15 protein-coding genes are annotated in these 16753 nt (G+C 70.2%); 6 read left to right on the top strand and 9 right to left on the bottom strand.

The features are described from left to right. Positions 1 to 5: 5 nt before the first annotated feature. On the bottom strand, positions 6 to 449 hold the full coding sequence (gene rplM / locus AC1DWJ_RS10115; protein WP_056923968.1) for a 50S ribosomal protein L13: 444 nt from the start codon (positions 447 to 449) through the stop codon (positions 6 to 8). Between the two features lie 270 nt (positions 450 to 719). Here rplM and AC1DWJ_RS10110 point away from each other — a divergent pair, with 270 nt between their 5' ends. Continuing rightward, positions 720 to 1331, top strand: a complete 612-nt coding sequence (locus AC1DWJ_RS10110; RefSeq protein WP_457253814.1) for a helix-turn-helix domain-containing protein — start codon at positions 720 to 722, stop codon at positions 1329 to 1331. Beyond that, positions 1328 to 2611 (top strand): MFS transporter, encoded by a 1284-nt coding sequence (locus AC1DWJ_RS10105; RefSeq protein ID WP_477620703.1) that lies wholly within the window; start codon positions 1328 to 1330, stop codon positions 2609 to 2611. The genes AC1DWJ_RS10110 and AC1DWJ_RS10105 overlap by 4 nt, the downstream gene beginning before the upstream one ends. A 118-nt stretch (positions 2612 to 2729) precedes the next feature. Here the strand turns inward: AC1DWJ_RS10105 and AC1DWJ_RS10100 are convergent, their stop codons facing one another. Further along, positions 2730 to 3962 carry an MFS transporter gene (locus AC1DWJ_RS10100; protein WP_457253816.1) on the bottom strand — a complete coding sequence of 411 codons (1233 nt, stop codon included), beginning with the start codon at positions 3960 to 3962 and terminating at the stop codon, positions 2730 to 2732. Between the two features lie 77 nt (positions 3963 to 4039). Here AC1DWJ_RS10100 and AC1DWJ_RS10095 point away from each other — a divergent pair, with 77 nt between their 5' ends. After that, positions 4040 to 4543, top strand: coding sequence for a MarR family winged helix-turn-helix transcriptional regulator (locus AC1DWJ_RS10095; RefSeq protein WP_457253817.1), 504 nt, complete (start codon positions 4040 to 4042; stop codon positions 4541 to 4543). 32 nt (positions 4544 to 4575) lie between these two features. Here AC1DWJ_RS10095 and AC1DWJ_RS10090 read toward each other — a convergent pair whose 3' ends face one another. Further along, entirely contained in the window at positions 4576 to 7662 is a 3087-nt protein-coding gene (locus AC1DWJ_RS10090) for a pullulanase X25 domain-containing protein (RefSeq protein ID WP_457253818.1), read from the bottom strand. Between the two features lie 115 nt (positions 7663 to 7777). Further along, positions 7778 to 9460 (bottom strand): ABC-F family ATP-binding cassette domain-containing protein, encoded by a 1683-nt coding sequence (locus AC1DWJ_RS10085; RefSeq protein WP_477620702.1) that lies wholly within the window; start codon positions 9458 to 9460, stop codon positions 7778 to 7780. A gap of 191 nt (positions 9461 to 9651) precedes the next feature. Between AC1DWJ_RS10085 and AC1DWJ_RS10080 the strand changes: the two genes are divergently transcribed. After that, the gene (locus AC1DWJ_RS10080) at positions 9652 to 10518 is read left to right on the top strand and encodes a hypothetical protein (protein WP_457253820.1); all 867 of its coding nucleotides are present in this window, start codon (positions 9652 to 9654) and stop codon (positions 10516 to 10518) included. Positions 10519 to 10543: 25 nt separating this feature from the next. On the opposite strand, the gene AC1DWJ_RS10075 is transcribed toward AC1DWJ_RS10080, so the two are convergent. Next, positions 10544 to 11188: a TetR/AcrR family transcriptional regulator gene (locus tag AC1DWJ_RS10075; RefSeq protein ID WP_457253821.1), complete on the bottom strand. Its 645-nt coding sequence runs from the start codon at positions 11186 to 11188 to the stop codon at positions 10544 to 10546. A 71-nt stretch (positions 11189 to 11259) separates the two neighbouring features. Here AC1DWJ_RS10075 and AC1DWJ_RS10070 point away from each other — a divergent pair, with 71 nt between their 5' ends. Continuing rightward, positions 11260 to 11805: a cupin domain-containing protein gene (locus AC1DWJ_RS10070; RefSeq protein ID WP_457253822.1), complete on the top strand. Its 546-nt coding sequence runs from the start codon at positions 11260 to 11262 to the stop codon at positions 11803 to 11805. 18 nt (positions 11806 to 11823) lie between these two features. Here the strand turns inward: AC1DWJ_RS10070 and AC1DWJ_RS10065 are convergent, their stop codons facing one another. Further along, positions 11824 to 12693 (bottom strand): tRNA pseudouridine synthase A, encoded by an 870-nt coding sequence (locus AC1DWJ_RS10065; protein WP_457253823.1) that lies wholly within the window; start codon positions 12691 to 12693, stop codon positions 11824 to 11826. A 64-nt stretch (positions 12694 to 12757) separates the two neighbouring features. Between AC1DWJ_RS10065 and AC1DWJ_RS10060 the strand changes: the two genes are divergently transcribed. After that, positions 12758 to 13954, top strand: a complete 1197-nt coding sequence (locus tag AC1DWJ_RS10060; RefSeq protein WP_457253824.1) for an MFS transporter — start codon at positions 12758 to 12760, stop codon at positions 13952 to 13954. Between the two features lie 194 nt (positions 13955 to 14148). Here AC1DWJ_RS10060 and rplQ read toward each other — a convergent pair whose 3' ends face one another. From rplQ to rpsD, 3 genes are all read right to left on the bottom strand, one after another. Beyond that, the gene (gene rplQ, locus AC1DWJ_RS10055; RefSeq protein WP_457253826.1) at positions 14149 to 14889 is read right to left on the bottom strand and encodes a 50S ribosomal protein L17, sunset domain variant; all 741 of its coding nucleotides are present in this window, start codon (positions 14887 to 14889) and stop codon (positions 14149 to 14151) included. 69 nt (positions 14890 to 14958) lie between these two features. Continuing rightward, on the bottom strand, positions 14959 to 15993 hold the full coding sequence (locus AC1DWJ_RS10050; protein WP_056923978.1) for a DNA-directed RNA polymerase subunit alpha: 1035 nt from the start codon (positions 15991 to 15993) through the stop codon (positions 14959 to 14961). A gap of 142 nt (positions 15994 to 16135) precedes the next feature. Beyond that, positions 16136 to 16744 (bottom strand): 30S ribosomal protein S4, encoded by a 609-nt coding sequence (gene rpsD / locus AC1DWJ_RS10045; protein ID WP_056923979.1) that lies wholly within the window; start codon positions 16742 to 16744, stop codon positions 16136 to 16138. Between the last annotated feature and the right edge of the window lie 9 nt (positions 16745 to 16753).

The following is a 16753-nucleotide window of genomic DNA, read 5'->3' as shown; positions in this document are numbered from 1 at the left end:
AATCCTTACTGGGAGACCTGGGTGATCTCGAACGGGACGGGCTTCTGGGCGCTGTGCGGGTGCTCGGAGCCGGCGTAGACCTTGAGGTGGGTCAGCTGCTCACGACCGAGCGTGGTGTGCGGGAGCATGCCGCGAACGGCCTTCTCCACGGCCTTGGCGGGGCTCTTGGCGAGCAGCTCGGTGTAGGAGGTGCTCTTGAGGCCGCCCGGGAAGCCGGAGTGGCGGTAGGCCTTCTTCTGCTCGAGCTTGGCGCCGGTGAGGGCGACCTTCTCGGCGTTGATGATGATGACGAAGTCGCCACCGTCGACGTGCGGGGCGAACGTGGTCTTGTGCTTGCCGCGCAGGAGGATCGCGGTCTGGCTCGCCAGGCGACCCAGGACAACGTCCGTGGCGTCGATGACGTGCCAGGTGCGAGTGACCTCGGCCGGCTTCGGGGTGAAGGTGCGCAAAGTTCTGAACCTTTACATCGGAATTACATGAGGAAATGCGATGGTTCGGTATGCCGCGTGCGCCCGAGGCGCACGACCCGCCGGGCGGATCGGTGGTGTCGCCTTACGAGGGCGCACGGCACAACAGTGCTCAAGTTTACGGGTTACCCGCTGTGCACCCAAATCGCCCCTGCGGCCGCCTCAAACAGGGCCTGACCTGCGGTGATACCCGTGCACCTTTCCTGTGCACAATACTTGTGCAAACGAAGTGTGCAAAGGTATTGTGCACGCATGGCTCCTTCCCCCACCCAGATCGGTGACCTGACCGGGTTGCGCCTCGACGCCGCCGCCCTCAAGGTGCTGGCCCACCCGCTGCGCTCGCGGCTGCTCAGCGCGCTGCGCGTCGACGGTCCCGCGACCGCCACCGCCCTCGCCGCGCGGCTCTCGACCAACTCCGGGGCCACCTCCTACCACCTGCGCAAGCTCGAGTCGGTGGGGCTGGTCTCGGACACCGGTGAGGGCGAGGGCAAGCGACGGCTCTGGCAGGCGGCCACCGACTTCCACACCTGGGAGGCCAGCGACTTCGCCGGCGACGAGGACTCCGAGACCGCGCTCAACTGGCTGGTCCGCGACTACGCCCGCCACTTCGCCGAGCAGTTCGAGCGGTGGCTCGATGTGCAGGACACCTGGCCCCTCGAGTGGCGCGACGCAGCGGGGATGAGCGACAACTTCATCGTCGCGACGCCCGAGCAGGTCGAGGCCCTCAAGGCCGAGCTCGACGAGCTCCTCCTGAAGTACCGCCGCGTCGGGCAGGGCAACCCGAAGGCACGGCGGATGGCGGCCTACAGCGCCATCTACCCCCTGGACCTCGCCCGGGTCCCCACCGGCAAGGACCAGTCATGAGCAGCCTCTCCCCCACCGCGGCCAAACGGGTCTTCCTCATCCTCAGCACGACCCGCTGGCTCCCCGTCGGCTTCGTCGTCGGCCTCTTCACCCTCGTGGCCCGCGAGCGCGGCCTGACGATCCAGCAGATCACCCTCTACATGACCGCGCAGGGGATCATGGTCTTCCTGCTCGAGCTGCCGACCAGCGGGTTCGCCGACGCGCTGGGCCGGCGTCCACTGCTGCTGCTCGCCGGCGTGGTGAACATCGGCGCGGGAGTGGCCTTCCTCCTCGCCCAGTCGTTCTGGCAGTTCGCCCTGTCCGCTGGTCTGATGGGGGTCTACCGGGCGCTCGACTCCGGCCCCCTCGAGGCCTGGTACGTCGACACCGTGCACGAGCGCGAGCCCGGCGCCGACGTGCACCGCGCCATGTCGGCGCAGGGCGTCCTGGTCGGGATCGGCATGGGTGGTGGCGCCCTGGTGTCCGGTGGCCTCGTCGCGTGGCACCCGTTCCGGGACTCGAGCGCGCTGCTCCTGCCGATCCAGGTCTTCGTGGCGCTGTGTGTCGTGCACCTGATCGCGACCATCGTGCTGCTGCGGGAGACCCCACGCAGCGACCACAGGATGCGGGCTCGGCTGGCCGACTCCGTGCGCGAGACCCCCGTGGTGGTCCGCGACGGGATCCGCCTGGTGACCCGCAACCGTGTGCTGGCCGGGCTGGTGGCGGTCGAGCTGTTCTGGGTCATCGGCATGATGGCCTACGAGACCCTGATGCCCCTGCGGCTGTCCGACCTCCTCGGCTCGGAGGCCAAGGCCGGCGCGTGGATGGGCCCCGCCGCGGCCGGTGGCTGGGCGCTGTTCGCGGTCGGGTCGTGGCTCGGTGGCCGCGCGGCCGACCGATTCGGGCTGGTGCAGGCCGCCGTGCTCGGACGGGTGCTCAACGGCCTGGGCGTCGTGGCGATGGGTCTCGTCCTGGGACCGGCCGCCCTGATCGCGGCCTACCTCGTGACCTACTCCCTGCACGGCGCTGCCAGCCCTGCCTACATGGGGCTGATGCACCGCGAGGCGAGCGCGAAGAACCGCGCGACGATCCTGTCGCTGGGGTCGCTGGTCATGCAGGCCGGTGGCGCGGTGGCCGGCCCCCTCCTGGGGCTGCTGGCCGCGCACACGTCGATCGCGACCGCGGTGGTCGTCGCCGGAGCCATCAGCACCGTGGGGTTCGTGTGCTTCATCCCGGCCTGGCGCCGTGGCCGTCTCCAGCCGGTCGAGGAGCTCGAGGTCGAGGACGCAGCCACCGCCTAGGGCCCAGCCTCCGGCCCGTCAGCGGACGACCACGGTCACCTGCCGGCTCCCGCTCCTCGCTCGCCGTGAGCAGCACGAGCGAGGAGCAGGTCGCGACCACGGTCGTCCCCTCACGACCTCATCCCGCGGTCGCGAGGGCCGGTTCGGGCGCCAGAACACTGGTCGACCGACGCAGCTCGCGGGACCCGCGGACCAGCATCGGGGCGAACGACGCGAGCGCCATCACGACGGCGGCCACGAGGATGACCCTGCCGGTGCCGTAGGTGTGCGCGAGCGGCCCGGCGAGGGCGTTGCCGGCCGGGATCGCGACGAACGACGTGAGGATGTCCCACGACGACACCCGTGCGAGCACCGAGTGCGGCACGCCGTCCTGGAGCGCGGTGTCCCAGCAGACCGAGAAGTACATCAACCCACCGAAGGCGACCACAGCCGCGCCGATGACCACGCCCAGGTGACCCGGCCACGCGAACGCTGCTGCGAACAGCGACATCAGCGCCACGCAGGGCCAGCCGACGAAGAGCGGGCGGCTCGGCGGCATACGCAGCGCCAGCAGGCCACCGACCAGGCCACCAGCGCCGGACGCCGCGGAGATCCACCCGAGGGCCGTGGGCCCGCCCAGGTCGCGCACGGCGATGACGTCGACCAGCACGGTCACCGCACCAAAAGCTGCGTGGTATGCCGTGGCGGCCAGCAGGCCGGCCAGCAACCAGCTGCGACTGGTCACCTCGCGCCACCCCTCGCGCAGCTCCGCGAGCAAGCCCACCCGCGGGGCGCGGGGCGCGTCCACGCGGATGGCGGCCACCGTGCCCGCCGACGCGAGGAAGGAGGCGGCGTTGACCACGAAGGCCCACGGGGCGCCCGCCCAGGCGACGAACACACCGGCCGCGGCGGGGCCGAGGATGAAGGCGGAGTTCTGGAGGATGTTCAGGGTGGCGTTCGCCGCGTGACGGCGGTCCACCGTGACCAGCAACGGTCGCAGTGACACGAAGGCCGGGCCGAAGAAGGCCGCGGCCCCACCAGTCACGGCAGCCAGCCCGCAGAGCAGCGGCACGCTGTCCTGGCCAGTGGCGAAGTAGCCCGCCGTGGCGAGGGTGCTCAGCGCCCGCACGACGTCGCTGGCGACCATGATGCGTCCGGGCGACACCCGGTCGGCCCAGACCCCGCCGACCAGCGTGCCCGCCAGCCGAGCCGCCATGGTGGCCGCGAGGACGAGACCGAGCTCGCTGGCGCTGCCGCCCCCCGCGAGGACGGCGACGGCCAGGGCGATGGGCGCGAAGGCGTCGCCGAACCACGACAGGCCCTGGCCGACGGCCAGGAGGCGAAATCCCGTAGGAGCTGGGGTGGAGGTCATGCGAAGGATATTAGTACACCGTCTAACTATCTGTCATCTAACTTTCAGACGGTATCCAGACCTGTCACACTGGCTCCATGGCGAAGCAGCAGGAGCAGGACTGGGTGGACCAGCACGTCGAGCGCTGGCGACGGACCTTCCGGGGTTTCGACCCCGAGGTCGAGGGAGCCGTCGTCCGCATCGGGGCGATCAACCGCCACGTGAAGCGCGCCAACGCCGCAGCCTTCGGCGAGCTCGGCCTGGGCCCGGCCGAGTACGACACCCTCCACACGCTGTTGGTCCAGCCTGAGCCCAACGAGACCACGCCCGCCCAGCTCGCGGAGGCGTGCCACGTCACGCGCGCGGCCATGACCTCGCGCCTCGACCGGCTGGTGGAGCTGGCCTACGTCACCCGCGAGAGCGACCCGCTCGACCGTCGGCGCATCATCGTCCGCCCCACCCAGGCCGGTCGGGCCGTCTGGAAGCAGGCGCTCGAGCTGGCCGTGGTCCGCGAGAAGCAGACCCTCGCCGTCCTGAGCGAGCCCGAGAAGGTCCAGCTCAACACCCTCCTACGCCGGATCGTCCTGGGTCTCGAGACCTGACCCCCGGTCGTCGGATCGGGCCGCTCAGGTCCTCACTCGCTGGTCACCGTGGTGAGGTGTGTCACCGAGTCGAAGCTGAAGGTCGTCGTCGCACCCGTCGCGGGCACGGTGAGAGCGATGTTCGCCGGCCCACCGCCGTCGCCGAAGCTCTCGGTCATCGACAGTCCGTAGGCCACCTTGAACTCGTAGCTGCCAGCCGGGATCTTGGTCGTCGACCACGTGAAGACACCATCACCGTCCTTGTCCTGCAACCACGGACGCATGCAGGCGGGCTGCCAGTCGCCGGGGCACCCCAACTCGGACTGGAAGGTGCCGGGCGCCGTGACGATCAGCCCCTCCTCATCCGAGGTCGCCCAGTGGGTCGTCGGGTCGTAGTAGAAGGTCACGGTGCCGTCATCGGTGTCGTAGGAGATGTTCGCCCCGTCGCGAATCCCCTTCGCGCCGTAGTTCTCGGACCAGGTGCCGTTGAGGGCAGCCTTGTAGGAGTAGGAGCCCGCGGGGAGGGTGAACGCCTTCTTCCAGATGCCGTCATTGGCGTCGAGCCCCAGCCAGGCCTGCGTGCACGCGGGCATCCAGTCCTCGGAACAACCCATCTCGGAGTTGTGGGTGCCGGCGACCGCGACACTGGTCGGCTGGGTGGCGGGCGGGTCACCGTTGTCGATCACCGGCCGTGGCGGGTTGGCGACGACGGCCCAGGTGGAGTCGGCAGCCACGCGCCCCGACGCGTCCTTCGTGACGGCGCGGTACTCGAGGTAGGTGTCGACCGGGAAGCCGGACACGTCGTGGAACACCCGGAACGGCGCGTTGTCGTCGGTGCCCAAGGTCGTCCAGGCCGAGGTCCCGACCGGACGGTAGAGGAAGGTCGTCTGGGCGAAGGTGCTGGCCTGGACGTTCGCGGTGACCTCGGCGCGGCCGTAGATGCCGTGCCCACCGTCTGCGCCGACGACCTCGGTCTGGACGGTCGGGCCTGCGCCAGAGGTCGCGATGGCCTTGTTGGCCCGCCACACGCTCACGGTGAGGGGCGGGACCGTGACCGTGACCGACCCGTCGGCCTTCGGCTTGGCCGAGGTGTCGGTGCCGAAGACCGGGGTGAACACGACGCCGGTGCCCTTGCTCCACGTCGGGAACGTGGCCGTCGCCGCCTTGGTGTCGTTGTTGGCCGCGACGACGTACTCGACCTTCTGCCCAGCATCGATGCGGGACACCGCGAAGATGCCGGCGCCCTCGGCGGCATACCGGTTGATCTGGGCACCGTCGGCGAGCGCGGGGTGCTTGGCACGGACCTGCGAGAGCGCGGCGATGTGCTGGTAGATCGGGTTGGTGGTGCCGTAGCGGTCCATCGAGCCGTCGGGTCCGCCGAGCACGGTCTCGTCGTTGTACAGGTCGACCTTGCTCGCGAACATGTCCTCGCGCGCCGCCTGGTCACCGCCGGTGCTCACGAAGCCCTGCTCGTCTCCGTAGTACGTGACCGGGTTGCCCCGCGTCGTGAACATCAGCGAGTCCGCGAACTGCACCCGCTTGAGGTGCTCGGCCTCGGTGGTCGCGGCCTCCTTGAGGAACATCGCCACTCGGCCCATGTCGTGGTTCCCGAGGAACGTCGGCAGCTGGTAGGCGTTGCTGTCGGCATCGGTGTACCAGTCGTCCTTGGCGAAGAACTCGGCGAGGGTCCTGGCGGACCTGCCCTTGGCGAAGTCGACGCCCTGCTGCTGGAAGCCGAAGTCGAGCGTGGCCTGGAGCTTGCCCGCAGTCGTGTACTCCGACATCACTGCCGGGTTGCCGTCGAAAACCTCACCGAAGGCGAAGAAGTCCTCCTTGCCGGCTTGCTTGGCGGCGCCGAGGATGTCGGGGATGAACTTCTGCCAGAACTCGAGGTTCACGTGCTTGACGGTGTCGATGCGGAACCCGTCGATGCCGAAGTCGACCCACTGCTTGTAGATGTCACCCATGCCCTTGACGACCTCGGGTCGCTCGGTGAACAGGTCGTCCAGGCCGGAGAAGTCGCCATAGGTCGAGGACTCTCCGGCGAACGTCGAGTCGCCACGGTTGTGGTACATCTTCACGTCGTTGAGCCACGACGGGACCTTCGCGGTCGCTCCACCTGGGTGGAAGTAGGGGACGTACGGGAAGGACGTCGCGGGATCCATGGCCGGGAACGTCTTGTCGATGAAGGCGCGGTCGTCGAAGGTCGTGCCGTTCGCGTCCTCGTAGGGGAACCTGCTCTTGGAGCGGTAGGTGTACTTGGCGCCCTCGTAGTCGATGACGTCCGCCGTGTGGTTGGTGATGATGTCGAAGAAGACCTTCATGCCCTTGGCGTGGGCTGCGGCGATCAGCGCCTTCATGTCCTCGTTGGTGCCGAGGTGGGGGTCGATCTGGGTGAAGTCGGTGACCCAGTAGCCGTGGTAGCCAGCGCTCTCCTGCCCGGGCCCACCCTGCACCGGGCGGTTCTTGAAGCTCGGCGTGAGCCAGATGGCCGTGGTGCCGAGGCCCTTGATGTAGTCCAGCTTGCTCTGGACCCCCTTGAGGTCGCCACCGTGGTAGAAGCCCTTGCTGGTCGGGTCGAGACCGGTCGTGAGGCGTCCGCCGGTCAGTCCTCCGGCGTCGTTGGCCGTCGATCCGTTGGCGAACCTGTCGGCCATGACGAAGTAGAAGCGCTCACGGGTCAGCGACTCGCGCAAGGAGCTCTTCGCGTATGCCGCGTCGGCGGCCGTGGTGCCCCCGGCCAGGTCCGCCGGGGCGAACGAGACCCGGTGGCTCGTGTCGTCGTAGCTGAAGGCCACCCGCATGGGGCTGAGCAGGGTGAGCGACAGGTTCGCTCCGTCGGGCTTGCCGTCGACGCCGTAGTTGATCGCCCACGAGTCGTTGATGGCGACCTTGAACGCCCACGTCCCGGCGGGCACGGTGAAGGTGCTCGCATACGTGTCCGTGCTGCCCACCCGCGCGAGCTTGGAGGCGTCGCAGGGGGGCTGCCAGTCCTCCGAGCAGCCCAGCTCGAGCTGGAGGTCGCCGACCAGCGTCACCGTCTCGGTGGCCGCCACCGCGGGCAACCCGGTCGCCACGCCCGTTCCGGTGGCTAGAGCCACACCCAGCAGGACGGCATACAGACGGCGTGGACCTCGCATGACTGCTCCTCCGAGAACACCTGCGCGACCCCTTCGGCGCGCGGCGTGCCCTCAGCACGGTAGTTCCGAAACCCGTCTCACGCATCCCCACGGGCCGTCCCGCGCAGGCTCCGGCTCAGCGGGCGCGGGCCACCCGTCCCTCGTCCCAGACCGGCTCGTCGGACTCGTAGACCCGGCCGTCGGAGCCGAACACCAGGAACCGGTCGAACCCCCGGGCGAACCACCGGTCGTGCGTCACGGCGATGACGGTGCCCTCGAACGCCTCGAGGCCCTCCTCCAGCGCCTCGGCCGAGTGCAGGTCGAGGTTGTCGGTGGGCTCGTCGAGCAGCAGGCAGGTCGCGCCCGACAGCTCGAGCAGCAGGATCTGGAACCGCGCCTGCTGGCCACCGGAGAGCGAGTCGAAGGTCTGCTCGCTGGCTCGCGCCAGGCCGTAGCGGTCCAGCACCCGGGCCGCCTCCTCACGCGGCCGTCCGGTCCGGTGCTCGTCACCCCGGTGCAGGATCTCGAGGAGGGTCCGGCCGACGAGGGCGGGCTGCTCGTGCGTCTGGGCGAACCAGCCCGGCCGCACCCTCGACCCGAGCCGCAGCCGACCGGTGTGCGTCACCGACACCGGCTGGATGTCGCCGACCGGCCGGTGCTCGGCGTCGGGGTCGCTCCCACCAGCAGCCACGAGGCGCAGGAAGTGCGACTTCCCCGAGCCGTTGCTGCCGAGGACGGCGACCCGCTCCCCGAACCAGATCTCGAGGTCGAACGGCTTCATCAGGCCGGTCAGCTCGAGCCGCTCGGCGATCACTGCTCGCTTGGCGGTGCGCCCACCCTTGAGCCGCATGTTCACGTTCTGGCGCAGGGGCGTCTCCTGCGGCGGCCCCACCTCCTCGAACTTGCGCAGTCGCGTCTGGGCGGCGTGGTACCGCGGCGCCATGCCGTCGTTGTACTTCGCCTTGACCTTGAGCATCTGCACGAGGTCCTTGATCTTCTGGTGCTCCTCGTCCCAGCGCCGACGCAGCTCCTCGAGGCGGGAGTTCCGGTCCTCGCGGGCCTGGTGGTAGGTCTCGAAGCGCCCCGGGTGGACCCACAGGGTCGAGCCGGCACCGCCGGGCTCGAGGGTGGCGACCCGGGTCGCGACACGGTTGAGCAGCTCCCGGTCGTGGCTGACGAAGAGCACCGTCTTCGGGGAGGCGATGAGCTGGTCCTCGAGCCACCGCTTGGCCGGCACGTCGAGGTAGTTGTCCGGCTCGTCGAGCAGCAGCACCTCCTCCGGCCCGCGCAGCAGCGCCTCGAGGACGACCCGCTTCTGCTCGCCACCGGAGAGGGTGCTGACCTTGCGCCACTGGGCCTTGTCGAACGGCATACCGAGGGCTGCGACGGTGCAGACGTCCCACAGCGTCTCGTAGTCGTAGCCGCCCACGTCTCCCCACGCCACGAGGGCGCGGGCGTAGGCCATCTGGTCGGCCTCGCTGTCGTGCTCCATCATCAGCAGCTCGGTGCGGTCGATCTCGGCCGCCGCCTCGCGCACCGGCTCCGGCGCGACCGAGAGCAGCAGGTCGCGCACCGTCGAGTCGTCGCGCACCGAACCCACGAACTGGCGCATCACCCCGAGGCCGCCCGAGCGGGTCACCGCCCCGTCGTGCGCCGCGAGGTCTCCGGCGATGATCCGGCCCAGCGTCGTCTTGCCCGTGCCGTTGGGTCCGATCAGGGCCACCTTCGCCCCCTCGCCCACGCGGAGGGAGACCTCGCTCAGCAGGGGTCGGCCGTCCGGCAGCACGAAGTTCACGGTGTTGATGTCGAGGTGTCCCACGGGGTCAAGGGTGCTGCACGCGACCCCCGCGCGTCATCTCAGTTGTCTGGAGAGCCGAGCCAGGACGAAGGGACTAGACAAAGGTAAAGGCTTGTCAAAGTTGGCAAGGAGCACTGGTCTCGACCCCTGACCATGGACAAGTCACCCCGAAAGGACATCCCGTGCGCCGCTCCGCCTCTCCCCTTCGCCTCATGGCTATGGTCGCCCTCGTGGCGATCGTCGGTGCCGTGGGCGTGACGGTGGCAGGCCAGGCCATGGCTGCCCCGGAGGTGGACCGCACCGGCCGGCAAGCCAGCGCGCGCGCCATGTGGGTCTGGGACACCTCCGACCCGCAGGCGGTCGTCAGCCTCGCGACGGCGCGCGGCATCGGCCAGCTGTATGCCGCCGTGCCCCCGAACGTGGACAGCTCTCCGAAGCTCGCCGAGCTCCAGCAGCTCGTCGCCCTGGCCGACGCGGCGGGGCTGCGGGTCGACGCCCTCGGCGGCGACCCGGGCTGGGTCGACAACCCCGCGTGGGTGGTCACCAACTGGCTCCAGCCGGCGCTCGCCACCGGGCTGTTCACCGGGGTGCACGTCGACATCGAGCCCTACACGACCCCCGCGTGGACGAAGAACCGCAAGGCCGTCATCAAGAAGTACCTCACCACCCTCGACACGCTCAGCACCGCCGCGGCGGCAACCCCGATCGAGGCGGACATCCCGTTCTGGTTCGACGAGGTCGCCGCCAACGGCTCGACGCTGGACCGCGAGATCATGCGTCGCGCCGATGCGGTCACGGTGATGGCCTACCGCAACACTGCCGCCGGACCCGACGGCACGATCGCCCTCGCGTCGGCCGAGGTGGCGGCGGGCGCGCTGCTCGGACGCCCGGTGCGGGTCGGCCAGGAGACGAACTTCCTCGGCACCGACCCGACGGAGGTCAAGCAGACCTTCCACGGCCTGACGCTCGCCCAGATGGACAGCCAGCTCGCCCTGGTGCGCGACGCCTTCTCGGGCTCCCCGGCCTTCGCGGGTCTGGCGATCCACGACTCCCTCGGCTACGCCGCCATCACCGGCTGACCGACCCCTCGGGGTCTTGGGGCTCTCATGGCGCCAGGAGCAGGCGGCACCAGAGGTCCTGCAGCAGCTCGGCATACCGCTTCGCCGACCAGCCCCGCGAGCGGAGCAGCAGCCAGTACTCGGGTGAGTTGGTCGACCAGAGGAGGTCGGCCACCTCGCGGTCGGTGAGGTCTGCCCGCAGGTCGCCCGAGGCCCGCAGCTCGGCCGCCAGCAGCAGCATGTTGGCCGCCCGGCGGTCCATCACCATCGACCAGGCCGACGCCGACGCGGGATCGGACTCCCCTGCCCTGCGCAGCGCCTCGAGCAGCGGGGCGGTGCGCGGCACCACCGTCCGCACCGCCGCGGCATACACCTCGAGCTTTTCCCGGCCGGTGCGGGCAGCCTGCACGGCCCGCACGTAGTCGCGCTCCTGTGCGGGCACCGGCTCGTCGGCCGAAGCCAGCACCATGTCGACCACCGCGACCGCCAGCTCGGGCTTGCGCCCCACGCTGGTGTAGACCGTGTCGACGGAGACGCCGGCCGCCGCCGCGACCATCGCGACGGTCGTCGCCTCGTAGCCGTGCTCGGTCAACAGGTCGCGCGCCGCGCGCAGGACGGCGAGCCGGGTCTGCCGCGCCTGCTCGGCGCGCACGGTCGACCGGTAGGGGCGGGTCTTGACTGGCTTGGACATCGGGCCTACCTTAGCAATATTCGTCCGAAGATGGTTCGGGTGAATATGGGGTCGGAGCAGAGGAGCGCCAGATGAGCGACGTCGGGACGACCGCCACCACCGCCAGCACCGACGACGACGGTGCCCTCGGGGTCGTCCACCGGCCCGCGGGCACGGGCCGGGGGACGTGGGCGATGGGCTCGTTGTTCGAGCACCTGCTCAGCGCCGACGAGTCGGGCGGACGCCTCGGCGTGGCCCTGGTGACCCAGCCACCCGGCACCGCGACCCCCTTGCACCGGCACACCCGTGAGGCAGAGGCGTTCTACCTCCTCGACGGCACGATGACCTACCGCGCCGGCGAGGAGGTCTTCCACCTCGGCGCGGGCGACTTCATCTGGCTGCCGGCGATGCTGCCCCACGCCTTCCGGGTGACCGGCGACGAGCCGGTCCGGTTCCTGGGCCTCTCCGACCCCGGGCACCTGTTCGACCTCTACGACGAGGTGGGGCTCCCTGCGCTCCAGCACCGGCTGCCCGGATCCGACGGTCGCCCGATGCCCGAGGAGATCGCCCGGTGGAACGTCGTCGGGCCGAGGTTCGGGCTCCAGGTGGTCGGACCGCCGCTGCCCGAGGATGCCTAGGCCGGCAGCGCCCCCGGATCAGTCGAGGGTTCGCCGGACGCGCGACTCCTTGGCGCGGGCGGCCAGCCCTTCGTCGTCGGGATAGACGACCTCCTCGAGCGAGAGGCCCTGCGGAGGCATCACGACGACGGCGGCGTCTCGCACCGCAGCACGCATCACCTCGGCGGGCCAGTCGACCCCCCTTCGTCCCTCGCCGACGGGCACGACCGCACCGACCAGCGAGCGCACCATCGAGTGGCAGAACGCGTCAGCGACCACGGTCGCCTCGAGGGTGCCGTCGTCGGCGCGTCGCCAGGAGTAGTCGAGCAGCGTGCGCACTGTCGTCGCACCCTCGCGCCTCTTGCAGAAGGCTCCGAAGTCGTTCAGCCCCAACAGTTTCTGCGCAGCCGCGTGCATGGCGTCGACGTCGAGGGAGCGCTTGGTGAGCACGGTCTCGCGGCGACGCAACGGGTCGGCCCGCTCCGGTCGATCGGCCAGTCGGTAGAGGTACCGGCGCTGCAGCGCCGCGAAGCGTGCCTCGAAGCCCTCGGGGGCGACGGTCACGGCCCGCATGCTGAGGTCCGCAGGGAGTATGCCGCGCAGCCGGCTCAGCGCCGCGTCGGCGGGAGAGCGCGCGGAACGACCGGGCAGCGCCGCCCAGGCCACCGGGTCAGGGTCGAAATGGGCCACCTGCCCCCGCGCGTGGACACCGGCGTCGGTGCGGCCGGCCACGGTCAGCCGCACCGGTGCCTCGGCCCGCAGGATGGTGGTCAGTGCGGCCGAGAGCGTGCCCTCCACCGTCCGTAGGCCCGGCTGGGCGGCCCAGCCGGAGAAGTCGGTCCCGTCGTAGCCGAGGTCGAGGCGGATCCGCAGGGGCACAGTCGGCTGCTCCCCCTGCTCCTGGTCCATGTGGCAAGCCTAGCCACGCGCACGGCTCCGACGATGCGGGCCGGCGGTCTGCCAGAGTGAGCGGGTGAGGATCGCCACCACCGCGGCGCCGACCGCTGCCGGGCTGGCCCGGCACCGCGCGGCGGTCGCCGCCGCCTTCGCCGTCCAGGGCCTGCTGTTCATCTCCCTGACCACCCGGCTGCCCAGGTTCCAGGATCGATGGGACCTGTCCGAGCTGTTCGTCTCCGGGCTCCTGCTCATGGTCGTGCTCCTTGCCGGCGCGGGGTCGGCCCTCGCCGAGCTGGCTGCGACCCGCCGGGGCAGTGCCACGACGCTGCGGGTCGGATTCGTCCTGCAGGCCCTCGGCCTGGCCGCTGTCGCGGGGGCGCCGCAGCGGGGCGTCTTCGTGGGTGGGCTGGCCGTCTACGGCCTGGGGCTGGGCGTCGTGGATGCGGCCTCGAACATGCAGGCGGTGGCGGTGGAGCACCGCTACGGCCGCACCATCCTGCCGTCCTTCCACGGCGCCTGGACGGCCGGCGGGATCGTCGCGACCGTCGTCACGATCGCGGTGACGCAGGCGGGCCTGCTCGCCGGGTTGCTGCCGCTGTGCGTCGTCGCCCTCATCCTGCTGGCCGCCCCCCTCCTGCCCGCGAGCGCCGACCCGCCGGTGGCGGCGACTGCGCCCGGCCTGGACGTCCCGTGGCGCAAGATCCTCCTGCTCGGCGCCGCGATGGTGCTCTTCTACATGGTCGACACCGCCGCGACGACCTGGGGGCCGGTCTTCCTCAAGTCGGTCCACGACGCACCCGACTGGCTGCTCCCCCTGGCCACGCTCCCCTACCTCGTGGCCAGCCTGGCCACCCGGCTCGCCGGTGACGCCGCGGTCGCCAGGGTGGGTGCCGTGCCCCTGCTGCGCATCGGTGCGGTCGTGGCCAGCGTCGCCCTGGCCGTCATCGTGTTCTCCCCGTCCTGGTGGGTCGCCGTCCTCGGGTTCACCGTCCTGGGCGGCTCGGTCGCCGTGATCGCGCCGCTGTCCTTCTCTGCGGCAGCGGTGGTTGCGGGCGGCGGGCTCGACCCCGAGGCCCGGCGGGCCAGGGTCGATGCGGTGATCGCCCGGTTCAACCAGTTCAACTACGTCGGTGGGCTGCTCGGAGCAGTCCTGACCGGAGTGGTCGGGTCGCAGTCCCTGCGGCCGGGGTTCGCCGTACCCATGGTGCTCATCCTGGCGATCCTCCCCCTGGCCGGCGCGTTCCGCACGGAGCCGGCAACCCGGCATACCTGATCGGGTCGACGCCGCCCACCTCCCCGCACTTCTGGCCACCCATGCCCCACCAGACCCCCAGAACCACCCTCCCGTGAGGCACCAGTGGCCACACGTCGCGCGCCACCCCTCCGCACCTCAGTCGCTGCCAGACGAGAAACGGGCCGCCCACCCCGAGGGGTGGACGGCCCGTCCCTGCGATCAGGCTGCCTGGGTCAGGCGCCGGCCTTCGTGAAGCCAGCGGCCTCCGCGTCGGCGGCGGACTTGAACCAGAACTCGGCGACCGTCTGGTCGAACCACTGGCCGTCGGCCTCGTGGAACTTGCCCGAGTCGGCGTTGCCCTTGACGGTGTACTCCGCGTCGGGGGACGAGCCGTCCTCGTTCGCGGCGATGGCACCGGCCGGGATCTCCGTGGCAGCAGCCTCGGTGGTCTCGGTCGCCTCGGTGGTCTCCTCGGCCTCGGCCTTGGCCACGTCTTCGGAAGCCTTGGCCTCGTCCTCGGCGGCCTTGGTCTCGACCGCGGCCTCCTTGGCCTCGGCCTGCTTGGCGGAACGCTTGGTGGCGGCCTCCGCCTCCTTGACCGTCGCCTTCTTGGCCAGCGGCTCGCGGACGAGCTCGATCACGGCCATGGGGGCGTTGTCACCCTTGCGGGCACCGATCTTGGTGATGCGGGTGTAGCCGCCGGGACGCTCGGCCATGTCGGGCGCGATCTCGGTGAAGAGACGGTGCACGACGCCCTTGTCGGAGATGACCGACAGGACCCGACGACGGGCGTGGAGGTCACCGCGCTTGGCGAACGTCACGAGACGCTCGGCCAGCGGGCGCAGGCGCTTGGCCTTGGCCTCGGTGGTGGTGATCGAGTCGTGCTCGAACAGCGACTGGGCCAGGTTGGCCAGGATCAGGCGTTCGTGAGCCGGACCGCCGCCGAGACGGGGACCCTTGGTGGGGGTAGGCATGGTTCAGGTTCTCCTTGGTGTGTGACCGTTCGGCACCGCGGGCGGTGCCGAACAGTCAGCGGCGGTTGGTCAGAGCTGCTCGTCTTCGGCCAGCGCGCGGCCGTCGTCAACGAAGTCGTCGTCGTAGTCGCCGTAGTTGTCGGCGATGGCGGACGGGTCGAACCCGGGCGGGCTGTCCTTGAGGGCCAGGCCCATGCCGACGAGCTTGGCCTTGACCTCGTCGATCGACTTCGCACCGAAGTTGCGGATGTCGAGCAGGTCGGCCTCGCTGCGCCCGACGAGCTCACCCACGGTGTGGATGCCCTCGCGCTTCAGGCAGTTGTAGGACCGGACGGTGAGGTCGAGGTCCTCGATCGGCAGCGCCAGGTCGGCGGCCAGGGCGGCGTCGGTCGGCGACGGGCCCATGTCGATGCCCTCGGCCTCGACGTTGAGCTCGCGGGCCAGGCCGAACAGCTCGACCAGGGTCTTGCCGGCGGAGGCCATGGCGTCACGGGGGGCCATCGAGTTCTTGGTCTCGACGTCGACGATCAGCTTGTCGAAGTCGGTGCGCTGCTCGACACGGGTCGCCTCGACCTTGTAGGTCACGGCGAGCACCGGCGAGTAGATGGAGTCGACCGGGATGCGGCCGATCTCCTGGTCACCGGACTTGTTCTGGTTGGCCGAGACGTAGCCGCGACCGCGCTCGACGGTCAGCTCCATCTCGATCTTGCCCTTGCCGTTGAGCGTGGCGATGTGCAGGTCGGGGTTGTGCACCTCGACACCGGCCGGCGGCGCGATGTCCGCGGCCGTGACGGCGCCCGCACCCTGCTTGCGCAGGTACATGACGACCGGCTCGTCGTGCTCCGAGGAGACGACCAGGCCCTTGATGTTGAGGATGATCTCGGTGACGTCCTCCTTGACCCCGGGGATCGTGGAGAACTCGTGCAGCACGCCGTCGATGCGGATGCTGGTCACGGCTGCGCCGGGGATGCTCGAGAGGAGCGTGCGGCGCATGGAGTTGCCGAGCGTGTAGCCGAAGCCGGGCTCGAGGGGCTCGATGACGAAGCGGCTGCGGTTGTCTGCAACCACGTCTTCGCTGAGGGAGGGGCGCTGTGCAATGAGCACGGGTATTTCCTTTCTCGTCGGCGACCGCTATATGACGCCGATGATGTGCCGGTCCGACCGGCTGCCGTGGTTGTCTCTGTCTGCGACCACGGCCGAAGGCGAGGTATGCCGCGTGGTCACCCACGCGGCATACCCCATGCCGTCAGTTCTTCGAGTAGAGCTCGACGATCAGCTGCTCCGTGAGGATCGTGTCGATCTGCGCACGCTCCGGGAGCTGGTGGATCATGATCTGCAGCGTGCCCGGGACGACCTGGAGCCAGGCCGGGGTGGGGCGCTCGCCGAAGGTCTGGCGAGCCAGCTCGATCGGGAAGGTGTTCACGGACTGCTTGCGAACGGTGATGATGTCGTACTGCTCGACGCGGTAGGACGGGACGTCCACGCGCACGCCGTTGACCTCGAAGTGGCCGTGCGTGACGAGCTGGCGAGCCGCACGACGGGTGCGGGCCAGGCCGGCGCGGTAGACCACGTTGTCCAGGCGGGACTCGAGGATCTGCAGCAGGGTCTCACCGGTCTTGCCAGAGCGGCGCGAGGCCTCCTGGTAGTAGCCGCGGAACTGCTTCTCCATGACGCCGTAGGTGAAGCGAGCCTTCTGCTTCTCCTGCAGCTGGGTGAGGTACTCCTTCTCCTGCATCCGGCGACGGCCGTGCTGGCCGGGCGGGAAGGGACGGAGCTCGAAGTTCTTGTCGCCGCCGACGAGGTCGACCTTGAGGCGACGCGACTTCTTGGTGATGGGGCCGGTGTAACGAGCCATGAGTTTTCT

Source organism: Pedococcus sp. P2_D7 (assembly GCF_056404295.1).
The sequence above is the reverse complement of the archived record's forward strand: the minus strand, read 5'-3'. Positions and strand labels throughout refer to the sequence as shown.